This window comes from Vibrio sp. MOR3 (assembly GCF_001557775.1).
Taxonomy (GTDB): Bacteria; Pseudomonadota; Gammaproteobacteria; order Enterobacterales; family Vibrionaceae; genus Vibrio; species Vibrio jasicida.
This window is the reverse complement of record NZ_LNRD01000008.1, coordinates 236,341-250,052: the sequence shown is the minus strand read 5'-3', so window position 1 is coordinate 250,052 and position 13,712 is coordinate 236,341. Positions and strand designations below refer to the sequence as shown.

General features: G+C 46.0%; 13 protein-coding genes. 10 read left to right on the top strand and 3 right to left on the bottom strand.

Annotated features, from left to right (window positions below):
• Nucleotides 1–56 precede the first annotated feature (56 nt).
• From prpB to ATB76_RS16780, 3 genes are all read right to left on the bottom strand, one after another.
• Nucleotides 57–953: a methylisocitrate lyase gene (prpB, locus tag ATB76_RS16790; RefSeq protein WP_061035769.1), complete on the bottom strand. Its 897-nt coding sequence runs from the start codon at nucleotides 951–953 to the stop codon at nucleotides 57–59.
• Nucleotides 954–965: 12 nt separating this feature from the next.
• Complete coding sequence (locus tag ATB76_RS16785) at nucleotides 966–1,685, bottom strand: GntR family transcriptional regulator (protein ID WP_009696948.1); 720 nt, start codon at nucleotides 1,683–1,685, stop codon at nucleotides 966–968.
• 276 nt (nucleotides 1,686–1,961) lie between these two features.
• On the bottom strand, nucleotides 1,962–2,852 hold the full coding sequence (locus ATB76_RS16780; protein WP_061035768.1) for a hypothetical protein: 891 nt from the start codon (nucleotides 2,850–2,852) through the stop codon (nucleotides 1,962–1,964).
• A 134-nt stretch (nucleotides 2,853–2,986) separates the two neighbouring features.
• Here ATB76_RS16780 and tssI point away from each other — a divergent pair, with 134 nt between their 5' ends.
• The 10 genes from tssI (at nucleotide 2,987) to tssF (ending at nucleotide 13,712) form a co-directional block, all read left to right on the top strand.
• Nucleotides 2,987–4,969 carry a type VI secretion system tip protein TssI/VgrG gene (tssI, locus tag ATB76_RS16775; protein WP_061035767.1) on the top strand — a complete coding sequence of 661 codons (1,983 nt, stop codon included), beginning with the start codon at nucleotides 2,987–2,989 and terminating at the stop codon, nucleotides 4,967–4,969.
• Nucleotides 4,969–5,550 (top strand): hypothetical protein, encoded by a 582-nt coding sequence (locus ATB76_RS16770; protein ID WP_038882040.1) that lies wholly within the window; start codon nucleotides 4,969–4,971, stop codon nucleotides 5,548–5,550. Before tssI ends, ATB76_RS16770 begins: the two co-directional genes overlap by 1 nt.
• 23 nt (nucleotides 5,551–5,573) lie before the next feature.
• The gene (locus tag ATB76_RS16765) at nucleotides 5,574–5,876 is read left to right on the top strand and encodes a PAAR domain-containing protein (protein ID WP_005426629.1); all 303 of its coding nucleotides are present in this window, start codon (nucleotides 5,574–5,576) and stop codon (nucleotides 5,874–5,876) included.
• A 201-nt stretch (nucleotides 5,877–6,077) separates the two neighbouring features.
• On the top strand, nucleotides 6,078–7,526 hold the full coding sequence (locus ATB76_RS16760; RefSeq protein WP_061035766.1) for a type VI secretion system ImpA family N-terminal domain-containing protein: 1,449 nt from the start codon (nucleotides 6,078–6,080) through the stop codon (nucleotides 7,524–7,526).
• Between the two features lie 33 nt (nucleotides 7,527–7,559).
• Nucleotides 7,560–8,081 carry a type VI secretion system tube protein Hcp gene (locus ATB76_RS16755; RefSeq protein ID WP_061035765.1) on the top strand — a complete coding sequence of 174 codons (522 nt, stop codon included), beginning with the start codon at nucleotides 7,560–7,562 and terminating at the stop codon, nucleotides 8,079–8,081.
• Between the two features lie 20 nt (nucleotides 8,082–8,101).
• A complete protein-coding gene (gene tssB, locus ATB76_RS16750) occupies nucleotides 8,102–8,605 on the top strand; it encodes a type VI secretion system contractile sheath small subunit (RefSeq protein ID WP_005443648.1) in 504 nt (167 codons plus the stop codon).
• Complete coding sequence (gene tssC / locus ATB76_RS16745; RefSeq protein ID WP_005451931.1) at nucleotides 8,605–10,083, top strand: type VI secretion system contractile sheath large subunit; 1,479 nt, start codon at nucleotides 8,605–8,607, stop codon at nucleotides 10,081–10,083. Before tssB ends, tssC begins: the two co-directional genes overlap by 1 nt.
• Nucleotides 10,084–10,151: 68 nt before the next feature.
• Nucleotides 10,152–11,546 (top strand): type VI secretion system contractile sheath large subunit, encoded by a 1,395-nt coding sequence (locus ATB76_RS16740; RefSeq protein ID WP_061035764.1) that lies wholly within the window; start codon nucleotides 10,152–10,154, stop codon nucleotides 11,544–11,546.
• On the top strand, nucleotides 11,546–11,968 hold the full coding sequence (gene tssE / locus ATB76_RS16735) for a type VI secretion system baseplate subunit TssE (RefSeq protein WP_005451929.1): 423 nt from the start codon (nucleotides 11,546–11,548) through the stop codon (nucleotides 11,966–11,968). The genes ATB76_RS16740 and tssE overlap by 1 nt, the downstream gene beginning before the upstream one ends.
• Entirely contained in the window at nucleotides 11,961–13,712 is a 1,752-nt protein-coding gene (gene tssF / locus ATB76_RS16730; protein WP_061035763.1) for a type VI secretion system baseplate subunit TssF, read from the top strand. Before tssE ends, tssF begins: the two co-directional genes overlap by 8 nt.

The following is a 13,712-nucleotide window of genomic DNA, read 5'->3' as shown; positions in this document are numbered from 1 at the left end:
CACGTTATTGGATTAGAGATTCTTTTCTTGGGCTTCCGTTTGTTTCTTCGTTTACCTTATTTACCCTCCGAAAACAGCTTGTCTAACTTATTCTCGTAGTCGTGGTAATTAAGGTGCTCATACAGCTCTTTTCGTGTCTGCATTGAATCAAGCAGCGCTTCTTGGTTGCCAACTTCAAACAAGTGTTTGTAAACCATCTCGGCAGCTTTGTTCATCGCACGGAATGCGCTCAATGGGTACAAAACCATGTCCACTTTGGATTGGGCTAACTCTTCACAGCCGTATAGCGGCGTTTGTCCAAACTCCGTAATGTTGGCAAGAATTGGAACGTGCTTCCCTGTCGCGTCTTCAAGCGCTGCCGAGAACTGTTGATATTGGTCTAGCTGATTCATTGCCTCTGGGAAGATCATATCTGCGCCCGCTTCCACACATGCAATCGCACGTTCAATCGCGCTATCCATGCCTTCCACCGCCAACGCATCAGTACGAGCCATAATGACAAAACTCTCGTCATTACGTGCATCCACCGCCGCTTTCACTCGGTCAACCATTTCTTGTTGGCTAACAATCGCTTTGTTTGGGCGATGACCACAACGCTTCTGCGCCACTTGGTCTTCCATGTGCACTGCCGCCGCACCCGCTTTTTCCATCGCTTTGATAGTGCGTGCAATGTTAAAAGCACCACCAAAGCCCGTATCGATATCAACCAATAACGGCAAATCACACGCGTTGGTGATGCGGTCTACGTCCACCAAAACATCGTTCAATGTTGTGATGCCAAGATCTGGCAAACCGTAAGATGCGTTGGCGATGCCACCACCCGACAAATAGATAGCTTGGTGACCCAAATTTTTCGCCATCATGGCGCAGTATGGGTTAATGGTGCCGACGATCTGCAGTGGGTTGTTTTGCTCAATGGCGAGTCTGAACTTCGCCCCCGGAGATAAGCTCATGACAATTTCCTTCTAGTCTTGTTCTCTATCTTTACTTTCAGAATGTAGAATCTGTAATTCGATAAGTTTTCGGCTGCCTGAGATGTGCCTTCTCATCAGCATTTCTGCCAGCTCTTCATCACGGTTGCGAATCGCTTGCAGAATGAATTTGTGTTCGTTGAGTGCTTCATTAGGACGAGATTGCGCACGTGGCGATTGGTAACGGTACATGCGCAGTAAGTGATACAGCTCGTCGCAAAGCAAAGAGATAAGCTTGCTGTTTCGGCTCGCTTGAATGATTCGATAATGGAAGTCGAAGTCACCATGCTGGTGGAAGTAAGACGATCCTTCGACTTCGTCAATATGTTTGGAATGTGTCGACAATAGCATTTCCAAACTCAGTAATTCTTCTTGAGTGATATAGCGAGCCGCGAGTCTGGCAGCCATACCCTCTAATGCTTCGCGGACGGAATACAATTCGATGAGTTTTTCTGGAGAGAAAGTGATAACACGAGCGCCGACATGCGGAATGCGCTCAATCAAACCAAGTCCTTCAAGACGCATCATGGCTTCACGTAGAGGACCTCTACTCACTTGATATTTCTTGGCTAATTCAGGCTCTGAGATTTTACTGCCCGGTTCAATCTCACCACTCACAATCGCTTCCACTAACGATTCGGTCAGCGATTCAGATTTAGTGTGCTCCTTCTCAGAGACAATCACTTTATGACGAGTTTTCAATTCTGTATTCATATTCAAGGCACTCGTATTTAGAAATCAAAGTGTCAACAATTTGTTAACTTGAATATAAAATAGACGATCAGATTGTCGACAATCAAGCAAATTGTCGACAATTTAGACTAAGGTATAGTGTTATTGAGTGATTTGTGAGTGAAAAACATTCAGTTCGATAAGGGCAAGCTGAAATTGTCGACAATAAAAACCCAATAAATTCAGCAAGTAAAAAGAATTTGGGAGCACAACAGCTCCCTACTTGGGTTTAATTTGCTAACGAACGGTCGGATTTGCCTAGTTGACCAGTTTGTAGGTTAAGTCTTTTTCATCCAACAAACCGGATTCAACGAGGTTTCTCTCTAGCATCATATCTTGCAGTTGTTTCAGAGAATTGATGTTGCCGTAACTGCGGCGGATCTGGTCAAACGCTTCTTCCAGTTGCGGTAAGTTTTGTGCATTCATCTGGTCGGTAGTCGCTTCAGAAGCCGCTAAGAACCACTCCACATCTTTAGTGATCTCTTGCACTTGAATCAGGCTTTCACGCAATTTCGCTTGGTAGTGCTCCACCTCTTTGATGGCAGAAAAGAACTCCGTCCAAGCTTGCATGTTATCGATAGCCGATGTGGAAGACATGGTGGTTTTGTTAAGTTTCACTCGGGATTCATTGATCGCCTCTTTAAGCTTGAATAACCGCAAACTGAGTTCATCAGAACGCTTTGGCAGTAACTTAACTTCGTACTTCACTAGCTTACGAATCGCATGAATGTGTTCATCACGCTTACGCGCAGAAAGCGCCAAGAACTCGTGATCGACGTTTCCTACCGAGTTAGTTTTAAGTTGCTTGCGAGCAGATTCAATTTTTTTGTTAAGAAGAGATTTAACCCCTTTCTTTGAGCCTTCTTCCCACGCTTTGCGAGAAGCGGCTTTTAACGCGGCACCACCTGCAACTTCCAAAAGGGCAGCCCCCTCTTTCGAGCCGGGAAATGGAATCATCCCGATACCAGTCCTTACCCCTTTTTGCGCAATATCCATCGCGACCATTTTCTTGTCACGTTTTACCCAGTTCTTTGCAGATTGGTATTTGTTACCGAATTTCCTCGCCCAACTTTTGTGATATGACTTACTGTCCTTTTCTACATTTTGCAAAAATTCTTTCGCCATCTTTTTTGCATTTTGACTCGCCATAAAGAACTCCTTTTCTTTTAATAAATCGAATAGCGAATAAGATCTAATACTGCTATTTTTTGAGTAATTTGATTAATAATAGTATTTATATTTCAAATTTTTATTATTGAAAAGTTCAAGCATAAGGATATGCAATGGCTGATAAATACAGCAGTTCGGCTAGTTTGATGTCTGCAAAAGACTCAAGTAATCAAGAACATATCATAAGTAATGCAACAATAAAGCAAGCCTTATCAGAGCCTTTTGAAATCAAAGCAATGCTGGTATCCAGTGGCTTTGACATGCAAGATCAACTAGGTCAGTTCCTTACTATAAACCGTTATTTCAACGAATCTGGCAGCAATACACTCAATCGTTCCTACAATGGAGTTGTGACATTGATCCAACATTTAGGAATGGATTCTAATTTGCAGAACCACCAATACGAAATAACGCTTAAACCTTGGTTTTGGTTATTAAAACACACACATTCTTTCCGGGTTTATCAAAATCAATCCACACAAGAAATTGTCAGTGATATTTTCGATAACGCTGGTTTCAAAGGAAACTATAAAATATCCAGCATGCCTTCGACCAAGCGTGAATATTGTTTGCAATATAACGAATCGGATTTTGACTTCGTTTCTCGTCTGCTCGCTGAGGAAGGCGTTCATTATTATTTTGAGCATGCGAGTGGTTCACACACTATGATTTTGCAAGATGCTCAAACTCCATTTGATAAAGCCAGCACTGCAAAATTTGATATGAAGGAAACGCCGACAGGCTCACTTCCTTTGCTTGAAGATTGGTGCCCTACCGTTGCCTTTCATGGCGCGAGTGTTGAGCTATCAAGCTACGATTATTCGCAGACGAAACTCATCACCAGCGGCAGTAAAACCTCCAGTAACACCATTGCCAATAACACTAAACTCGCCAACACGCGTTACCCGACTTTGGGTATCAGTGGTGACATGACGGATCTCTCAAGCAATCTTGCCAAACGTCGAATCGAGTATGTCGAGCAGGATTACCAAAGTGTCATTGCCAGCGCAAAACATGATCTCTTTGAGCTCGGTACTTACTTCTCGCTCTCAAGCCATCTAGACAAAGATCAACTTGGTGACTTTTCTGTCATCAGTATGGAAGTGGAATACACTGAAAATGCACAGAGCAGCACCAGACTGAAAGTGATTCCAAAAGATACTCCTCACTACCCGCAACCTCGCTCAAAACAAGTGGTTCAGGGTTTACAGAGTGCAGTCGTTGCTGGCTCAACCGCGGGTGATATTAATCAGGACGAACAAGGTCGTGTGCGTATTCAGTTCCAATGGGATACAGACGCAAGTGGTGACAAAACCAGTTGCTATGTTCGTGTCGCTCAAATGCTTGCGGGAAGTGGTTACGGTGCTCAGTTTGTGCCGCGTGCCGGGCAAGAAGTTCTGGTCTCTTTCATCGACGGCGATCCAGATAGACCAATCATCACAGGCAGCGTTTACAACAGCAAAAATGCACCGCCATACGCAGAAGCCAATACAACAAAGTCTGGCATCAAAACCCAGCTTTCCGGTGAAAGCAATGAGCTCTACTTCGATGACAAAAAAGACAATGAATTACTTTACCTTCACGCAGCCAAAGACCTGACACAAGAAGTTGAAAACAACCAAACCGAAACCATCAAGGGTGAATTGAGCCAAACAGTCACCAAAGCGGTATCAGTGTCGACAGAAGACAACTACTCGCTGAGCGTAACCAAAGCATTAAGCGAAAAAGCCAAGTCGATTTCGATTGAAGCTGACGATTCTATCGAGCTCAAAGTTGGCTCAAGCAAAATAACCCTGTCCTCATCATCCATTGCCATTGAAGCAACCAATATCGACGTCAAAGCCAGCAGCGCGCTGAATTTGGAAGGGACCAACGTCACCAGCAAAGCCACTTCAGCCAACAAGGTTTCAGGCACCACAACGGCGCTTGAAGCAACCAGTTCAAATAGCATTTCTGGCCTGAGTATTTCCATCAAAGCGGACACAACGCTCTCTGCTGAAGGCTCTTTGAGTGCGGAGTTTAAATCAGGCCTCAAAGCGACATTCGATGGCGGCGTAATGGGTGAAGTGAAAGGCGCAATTGTAAAGGTTAACTAATGAAATATAAGAAGATTCCATACCAAACGGCAGAGCAAATACTACCGAGATTCAAAGCCAGTGACGAGGCTAAAGCGCTACTCAACGAAGAAACCAGCATCAACGATGCAATTCAATCACTTACAGACAAAGAGCTCTACAACGATCTCGTTCAGTTTTTGACGCACGCTCTACCCGTCCGGGAGGCAATCTGGTGGGGAGCGTTGTGTTTAAATCAACGCAATGAGGAATGGTCACCCCTTCAAAAACAAAGTGTCGAAACTTGCATGGCTTGGGTGCGGTCACCCTCCGAAGAATTGCGCCGCAAAGCCGAACACCTCTCTCATCGATTGGAACTGAATTGTGGGCCATCTTGGCTTGCTCAAGCGGTATTTTGGAATGGTTCTGGCAGCATCGTTGCACCAGATATTCCACCCGTTATGCCTGATCCATTTTTGTACGCGAAAGCGACTGCGGGAGCGATCAATCACGCAGCCGCCCTTCCCGAATGGGACAAAACTAAACCTTACTATCAAGCCGCAATCGCGATGGCTCTGAATATTGCTGCGGGCGGTCAAGGCACTTCAGATAGCCAATCATAAACTGCAGTACAAGGAGAAGTACGATGACATTACCTGCTGCTCGTATCACTGACATGCATGTATGCCCGATGCAGACACCAGCAACTCCACCAATTCCTCATGTGGGTGGTCCGGTCACCGGTCCTGGAGCTCCAACCGTACTGATCGGTAGCTTACCTGCTGCCACAGTGAGTGATGTTTGTGTTTGCGTTGGAACCCCGGATTCTATCGCGATGGGAAGCACGACCGTGCTATTAAGCAATAAGCCTGCAGCCCGAATGGGAGACACGACTTCACATGGTGGCAGTATTGTCGCCGGCATGCCCACAGTCCTTATAGGGGGATAAAACCTCTTTATAAATCAGGGCATTATATTGATAGATACATTCCTCCGACCAATTTTTTGGATCAACCTCTTAGTTTTTATTAAATAGTTAATTTTTATCGGCTATTTCAGAAAACTCTCACTAGACTGAAGTTTACAAACTATGAAACCAGAGTAACGGATTTACTTCTGGCTTAATAAAATAACAATTCATGGATTGAATATGGTTAATATTGATAGTCTTTTGGCTCCGATCACAGATGGCTCGCCAAGTGGTGTCTATCTGAAGCTTGATAGAAGTGCCTATCGAGCACTTAGAAACAGTTACAATGCCGCGCAATCATCGTTTCGCCAATTGGTTGAAACTCCTGATGCATCCAGTGATCAAGCACTGCTTGAAAGCAATGATGACAACTGGGCACAGTTGCGTACCGCGACATACCACGCCCTCACCCAGTCGAGCAAAGACTTGGAGCTGCTCGGTTGGTATATCACCAGTCAGTTGTTCACCGACGCTCCCTATCGAAATCTTGCCGACGCAACGCAAGTGCTTCTAAGCACCGTGGAGCAGTTTTGGGATTCGCTCAATCCGTTCCTTCCTGAAGACAAATTAAAAAGCGCAGAAGAGTCTGGCATCGCTAGAGAACGGGCCGAGTTCCGGATGAAACCTCTGCTACAACTTGTCGGCGAAACTCACGATACCACTGCCCTGTATATGCCTTTGCAGTTAATCCGCTTGATTGACGATGTCACCTTTGGCGATTACCTACGCGCAGAGCGCAACGGTTCGCTTGGCGAAATCAAAACTAAAGCGCAAAACCTATTCAACGCTGACACGCAAGACAACTTAATGGATTTGGCGCAAACCTATCAAAGTCTTGATGCTATAGAACAAGCCATCGCTCAACAGTGCCAGCCCGTTAATGCAACTCCTGTAAGTTTTAAATTCATAAAAGAAAACATCGCGGAACTGATTAACGCGATCCGTTATCTCACTGAAGACAAGTTTTCTAAATGGCCGCTGGATGATCAATTTAGATTGATTGCCGAAGAAGCTCAGGCTCCCCCCGTCGTATCAAACTCTCCTGAAACAACCTATCAGGCAACTGAAAATGCAGAAGTTGCACCAACCTCATCAGAGCCAGAAGCAGAACAAATTACGACGACGCCGTTGCTAGAGCCGACTCCTTCAAATGAAACACACCAGCCAGCAGCACCCACTGCGATGAATATCGCAGGTCAGATCCAAAATCGCGACCACGCTTTTCATGAACTTAGAAAGCTCGCCGATTACTTCAAACAAACCGAGCCACACAGCCCTGTTCCGTTCTTGTTAGAGCGCGCGATTCGATGGGGTTATCTAAGCTTGCCAGAACTACTCCAAGAAATGACAGGCGGCAACAGCCAAGTTCTGAGTCATATCAATCAACTCACCGGAATGGACAACTTAGAACAAACCATTCTGAAGACAATTCCTGAACCACAATTAGTGCCAGAGCCGATTCAAGCCGTTTCTGCGCCTGAGGTTCAAAACACCTCTAATGAGGAGTCTCAAAGTGCAACGTCAATTGAACCTACAACGTCAGAGCAAAGCGACACTCCTAATACAACCAACCAACCAGAAGTAAAAACTACTCAATCGTCGAGCGGTATTACCGATTTCGAGTGGTGAAGCAAAAAATGCTAATAAGCAAAGGAGAACCAAATGGCTTCTATTTACATGAGAATTGATGGCACTACACCAAAAGGTGCTGCAACGGTAGATAAGATCGGTGGCAAGGATGGATTTTTTGCTATTGATACAGTGAACTGGAGTGCCGTTCGTGGCGTTGGCATCGACGTCGGTAACGCGAACAACGCAGACCAAGGCATGGTCGCGCTAGGTGAAGTGAACATCACTCGTGGCTGTGATGGTGCAACGCCATACTTAACGACTTTCCTTTACGCGCCAGGTGGTGAAGGTAAAACCATCGAGATCGTGATGACTAAGCCAAACCGTGAAGGTTCTGGTGCGGATCCATACCTAATCCTGACACTAAACGCAGCACGTATGTCGAGCTACAACATGGGCGCGTCGGATGGTCACCTACCAAATGAATCGTTCAGCCTGACATACACCGAGATTTCGAAAGCGTACTACATCGAAGGCGAAGGCGGCAAAATCGAGAAAGGTCCTGAAGTGGGCTTTGACGCGACGACAGCGAAAGTTACTTCGACAGCTTCTTAATGGAATAAGGAGATACCATTATGGCACTGAACTCCCAACACAAGCGAGTTAGCAAAAACCGTGTAAGTATTACTTACGATGTCGAGACGAATGGCGCAGTAGAAACCAAAGAACTCCCTTTTGTGGTGGGAGTCGTCGGTGATTATTCGGGTCACAAGCAAGACAAAGAAGACGTGGAAGATCGCACCTTCTATAACGTCGACAAAGACAACTTCGATACTGTCATGAAGCGTGTTGGCCCTGAGTTATCACTCAAAGTGGACAACGTTTTGGTTGATGACGATAGCCAAATCGAAGCGAGTCTGAAATTCTCATCAATGAAAGATTTCGAGCCTGAAGCCATCGTTGAGCAAGTTGAACCGCTCAAGAAGCTTGTTGAAACTCGTAACCAACTCAAAGTACTGCTTTCAAAAGCGGACCGTTCTCGTGATCTAGAGAAACTACTCAAGGAAGTGCTGCAAAGCGCAGACACTATCAACGCCCTTTCCGATGAGCTAGGCATCCAGAAAGAAGGAGCAGAATAATGACGACGGAAGTTGAAAACCAACCACAAGCAGAAGCGGCTGAAGCTTCGTTGAGCTTTCTGGATCGTGCGATCGAAGCGACCACACAAACGCCAGCGGACACAACAAAAGAACTTTTCTCAGTGTTGGCAGAGCAAGCGCTAAGCGGCACAGTTACATGGGACAAGAACGTCACCAAAACGATTGAAAACGCCATCGTAGAGATCGACAAAAAGCTTTCTAAACAGCTATCGAAAGTCATGCAAGAAAATGACTTCCAAAAGCTAGAAGGTTCATGGCGTGGTCTGCAAAAACTGGTTAAAGAGAGCGATCTAGGACGCTCACTGAAAATCAAAATGGTCGACTACACCAAAGACGAACTGCTTGATCAATTTGAAGATGCACCAGCCATCGACCGTAGCCCATTGTTTAACGCGGTATACCAAGGCGAATACGGCACAGCAGGCGGTGAACCATACGGTACCTTCATCGGTGACTACGAGTTCAGCGCAAAAGATGAAGACGTCGCCCTGCTTCGTTACATGGGTGAAGTAGCCGCTGCGTGTCACGCTCCGTTCGTTGCCGCAGCAAACGCAGAAATGTTTGAGTTCAATGACTTCACTACATTCGAAGAAGGCAAACCTGTCGCGGCTGGTTTTGATTCTCCGGCTTACGCTGCTTGGAACTCGTTCCGTGAAAGTGACGACGCGCGCTACGTAACTCTAACACTACCTCGCACACTGGCTCGCCTTCCTTACGGTGAGAAAGGTCTTGGCACCAAGCTGTTTAGCTACGAAGAATTAAACACTGACCAAGATGGCAACCCGAATCCTTCAAGCAATGATGAGTTGGTTTGGTCAAATGCGGCTTACGAGTTAGGTCTGAAAATGACGCAAGCGTTCACTGCGTACGGTTGGTGTACAGCGATTCGCGGTCTGGATAACGGCGGTAAAGTAGAAAACCTACCAAACCTAACGTACAAGACCGAAGCTGGCGACTTGGTTCAGCAATGTCCGACAGAAGTGAACCTAACCGACGAACGCGAGAAAGAGTTAAGTGACCTAGGCTTCTTGCCACTGGTTCACTACAAGAACTCAAACTACGGCGTGTTCATTGGCGGTCAAACAACACAGCAACCGAAGACGTACACAGATCCAGATGCAACAGCAAACGCAGCGATTTCAGCGCGTCTTCCTTACATCATGGCAAGTGGTCGCATCGCTCACTACTTGAAAGTCATGGGTCGCGACAAGTTAGGTTCAAACCTAGAAGCGCCAGACATTCAACGTGAACTTCAACTATGGATAGATCAATACACCAACGCAGGTGCAATTGGTAATGATCAACGAGCAAAAACGCCATTGGCGGAGTCTCGCATTGAAGTGGTTGAACAACCGGGTAAACCGGGCGCGTATTCAGCCGTTGCTCACCTAAGACCTTGGCTACAACTTGAAGAGCTGACTACGTCGGTTCGCATGGTAGCGAAGATCCCAGGTTAAGCACGATAAAGCTTGGTCGAAGTAGGATGCTTCGACCAAGCCAATTCGATTTAGGTCACAAGGATAGTATGAGTAAGATTTATCACTCAGGTTGGCAGACCCAATTTACACAGCTAGACGATAAAGACAGCGACTTTTTACAAGAGGCGCTCTCTTTACTGTCTCAAGTGTCTCGCTCCGCGCTAGACAGTTCAGATGCGCTTATCACACATGTTTCGCGCTTGATTGCAGAGATTGACAATAAACTCTCGAAACAAATGGATAAGCTATTGCATCATCCAGAATTTGAGGCACTGCAAACCAATTGGCTTGGGCTTCAAGGCTTAGCCACCCTGCCCGTTAATTACCAACGTACTCAACTCAAGCTACTCAATATGAGTTGGGAAGAAGTGTCTTCCGACGTCAATCAAGCCTACAGCACCAAAACGTCTGAGCTGTACAACAAGATCGGCAACCAAGAGTTAAACACCTTGGGCGGACATCCATTCGGTTGCTTGCTGTTCACACAACCTGTAGCAGCAGATATGGATTTCGAATCTGACTACGATGATTTGTTCACCGTAGAACTATTGAGCCGATTGGGTGAAGCGACGTTATGTCCTATGCTATTTGCTCCTAATCGCGATTTCTTTGTCGAATCCGGCGCAGACTGGCTTTCTGACATCAACCGAATCGAGAAGATCCTTGCCAGCCCTGATTACCAATCGTGGCAGTCTTTACGCAGTAAGTCCTCTGCGCGTTTTGTCGGTTTAGTGATGCCAGAAATGTGTATGCGTACACGTTATCAAAATGCCAAAGTAGGATTCATCTACAACGAGAAACAAAACGGACTTTGGGGCAATGCGGGCTTTGCGTTTGTATCCACCATTATGCGAGAGCATCAACGCGTGAGTTGGTTTGGCTTCTTGAAATCTCGCTGGAACGACAACAACCAAGGTGCCGTGGTCAATCAAAGCCAAAGCGATAGCCATTTTCTGATTCAACCTCAAACCAAAGTGACTTTGTTTGGGCAACTGTCGACCTTCTACAGTCGCAGCGGTTTTATCCCTCTAACTAAGAGTCCTTTGAGCGATAAGTTTTACTTCAATGGTAACAATTCGATTTGGCACAACAGCGAGTCTGATAATGAGAAAGTTCTTACTCAAATCCAAACCTCGTTGATGTCTTGCCGTATTGCACATTATCTCAAAGTACAAGTGCGAGAGATGATTGGCAGCTTCAAAACAGCTGCTGAGTGTGAGTTGTTCCTCTCCCAATGGGTTGAAAAATTCTCTAGTAACGTTGCGTACGCCAACGAAGAAACCCTATCAAAATACCCATTGAGTTTTGCAAAGATCAGCGTGTGCGACTCTGACCATCATCCGGGTAATTTCGTCTGTACTTTGCGTATCGTCCCGCAGTATCAATACGACCATTTCAGTGGCGAAGTGGTGCTGACAACAGAATTGGATGAGGTGGCGTAATGAGTTTTTGGCGTACCTTTGTGCAAACAGCCCCTACCACTCGTCGAGATGATATCGAGGACATCAAATATCACCTGACTCGTCTGTTCGATTCGGAGGCGTCACTGATGAGTATTGATGATCGATTAACCGAAGTGCAGCGCTCTAACTACCGTTTTGGCATCGAGGATGTGCACCTATTGAGCGCGAGTCTCGACCACCAGCAATTAGCCCTCAAACTAGAAAACTACATTCGACATTTCGAGCCACGCCTAAGCCAAGTCATGGTTGAACTGGTTGAGCGCAAAGCGGGAGAAAACACCATCGCGTTCAATATCGTCGCCAAAGCCAAGACAGCACAGGGCGAAAAAGAGCTGATTTTTGATTCCAAGATTTCATTAAGCGACATGACCACCGATATGAAGGAGGATTTGTATGAGTGATCCTCTACTGCGTTATTACGAACAAGAGCTGACTTTTGTTCGCCGAGCCCTCGGTCAATTTGGTTCTGAACATCCAGAACACGCACAACGCCTCAATATTCATCAGGGACAAATCGAAGATCCAAGTTTGGCTCGCTTATTGGATGGCGTGGCACTACTGAATGCCAACGTTGAAAAACGTTTATCTGAGCAAATCCCTGAAGTTGTCGAAGGATTACTTGGCGTACTCTACCCAAGTTACATTCAAACGGTACCAAGTGTGGCGTATCTAGAAATGAGCAGCGACGCGCCTTCCACAGACAGCACGACGCTTCCCAAAGGCACACGCTTTTCTTCCGAATCGCAAGGAAAAACATGTTTGTTCACCACAACGGATGAACTCAAAACGACACCATTTTCACTGATTGACACCAAGGCAAGCAGCGCGCCTTTTGACTTCAATCGCCCTCAAGGAAGTGAACAAACGACCGCCGTTATTCAGCTCACTTTGTCTACTGGCGATGATGATGTGCACTTTAGTCAATTAGCGTTAGAAGATCTCGACTTCTTCGTTCAAGGTTTCGAGAACAATGCCGATTCCTTGGTTGAACTGCTGCTCAGTGAAGCGCGTGCAATATCGATTTCCGACATCAATGGTGAGAATCATGCCGTCTTGGCTGCCAATCAGCTAAAGAGCCGAATCAGCGATAAGCAGTTTCAATTTCTGCCACAAAAAGGCAATCAATTTTCTGGCTACCATTTGATGAACGAATTTTTCTTCTTCAAAGAGAAACGTCAGTTCTTCCGTCTTAAAGGCTTTGGTGAAGCCTGTCAGCAACATGATTGCGCCACTGTGGTATTAAACCTATTTATGCACTCTTTGCCGATGGAGTTTGTCCGTCTTTTCGACAATCAAGTGTTTAAGCTCAATGTCGTGCCTGCGGTTAACCTCTTCGAGCAGACGGGCGAACCAACCAGTTATGACCAACGCAGCTTGACAATCTCCGTTAATGCCGATGCGCATACCGATAACGAGATTCAAGTGGTCGACATTTTGGATGTGTTTGAGATTACGTCGAGCGGTCAAAAACTGCTGACACCACTGTTTAAAGACAGTTACCAGAGCGACCCACATTGCGATTACTGGCAAAGCCGAAAAGATTCCACAGGTGAACTGCGATTGGCGATCAGCCTAAACGCCAACCAAGAGCTCGAATTCAATAAACTCTATGGCACTCGCCTTCTTTGTACCAATGGCAAACAAGCATGCACCATCAACGGTGAGATGACTTGTTTAGAGCCGATCGATTTACCCGGCGATTTTCATTCTCTCTACCCGCCGTCGGCTCCGATAGAACGCGAATCTGATGCCAATATGCACTGGCAATTTATCGGACTACTGAACAGTAACTTCTCGTCACTTTTGCACTCCGAAGATCCTACTCAGCAGCTTAAGCAAATGCTGCAATTGTGTAGCCGCAACCAGTTGGTTAGCGATGAAATTCAGATGATTCAGTCAGTAAAAGTGCGCTCGCAGGTTTCATCAATGCGTATTCTTGGCAAGAATGTCTTCTCTCCGGGCACAGAGATTGAAATCACTCTCGATACGTCTGGCAACTATCTGACTTTCACCGATGTGTTGAATCGCTTCTTCCAACAGTTCTGTAGTTTTGATCGCTACATTCAGCTCACAATTCGTCTTTATGGCAAAGATGGCATTGCGAGGCGTTATCCAAAAATCCACGGGAGCCAGCGCTCGATGTAG

Coding starts and splice junctions, on each gene's coding strand:
- ATB76_RS16770 (WP_038882040.1), top strand. CDS start 4,969: ATGAAATATAAGAAGATTCCATACCAAACGGCAGAGCAAATACTACCG.
- ATB76_RS16760 (WP_061035766.1), top strand. CDS start 6,078: ATGGTTAATATTGATAGTCTTTTGGCTCCGATCACAGATGGCTCGCCA.
- ATB76_RS16740 (WP_061035764.1), top strand. CDS start 10,152: ATGAGTAAGATTTATCACTCAGGTTGGCAGACCCAATTTACACAGCTA.
- tssF (WP_061035763.1), top strand. CDS start 11,961: ATGAGTGATCCTCTACTGCGTTATTACGAACAAGAGCTGACTTTTGTT.
- prpB (WP_061035769.1), bottom strand. CDS start 953: ATGAGCTTATCTCCGGGGGCGAAGTTCAGACTCGCCATTGAGCAAAAC.
- ATB76_RS16785 (WP_009696948.1), bottom strand. CDS start 1,685: ATGAATACAGAATTGAAAACTCGTCATAAAGTGATTGTCTCTGAGAAG.
- tssB (WP_005443648.1), top strand. CDS start 8,102: ATGGCACTGAACTCCCAACACAAGCGAGTTAGCAAAAACCGTGTAAGT.
- ATB76_RS16780 (WP_061035768.1), bottom strand. CDS start 2,852: ATGGCGAGTCAAAATGCAAAAAAGATGGCGAAAGAATTTTTGCAAAAT.
- ATB76_RS16755 (WP_061035765.1), top strand. CDS start 7,560: ATGGCTTCTATTTACATGAGAATTGATGGCACTACACCAAAAGGTGCT.
- tssC (WP_005451931.1), top strand. CDS start 8,605: ATGACGACGGAAGTTGAAAACCAACCACAAGCAGAAGCGGCTGAAGCT.
- tssI (WP_061035767.1), top strand. CDS start 2,987: ATGGCTGATAAATACAGCAGTTCGGCTAGTTTGATGTCTGCAAAAGAC.
- ATB76_RS16765 (WP_005426629.1), top strand. CDS start 5,574: ATGACATTACCTGCTGCTCGTATCACTGACATGCATGTATGCCCGATG.
- tssE (WP_005451929.1), top strand. CDS start 11,546: ATGAGTTTTTGGCGTACCTTTGTGCAAACAGCCCCTACCACTCGTCGA.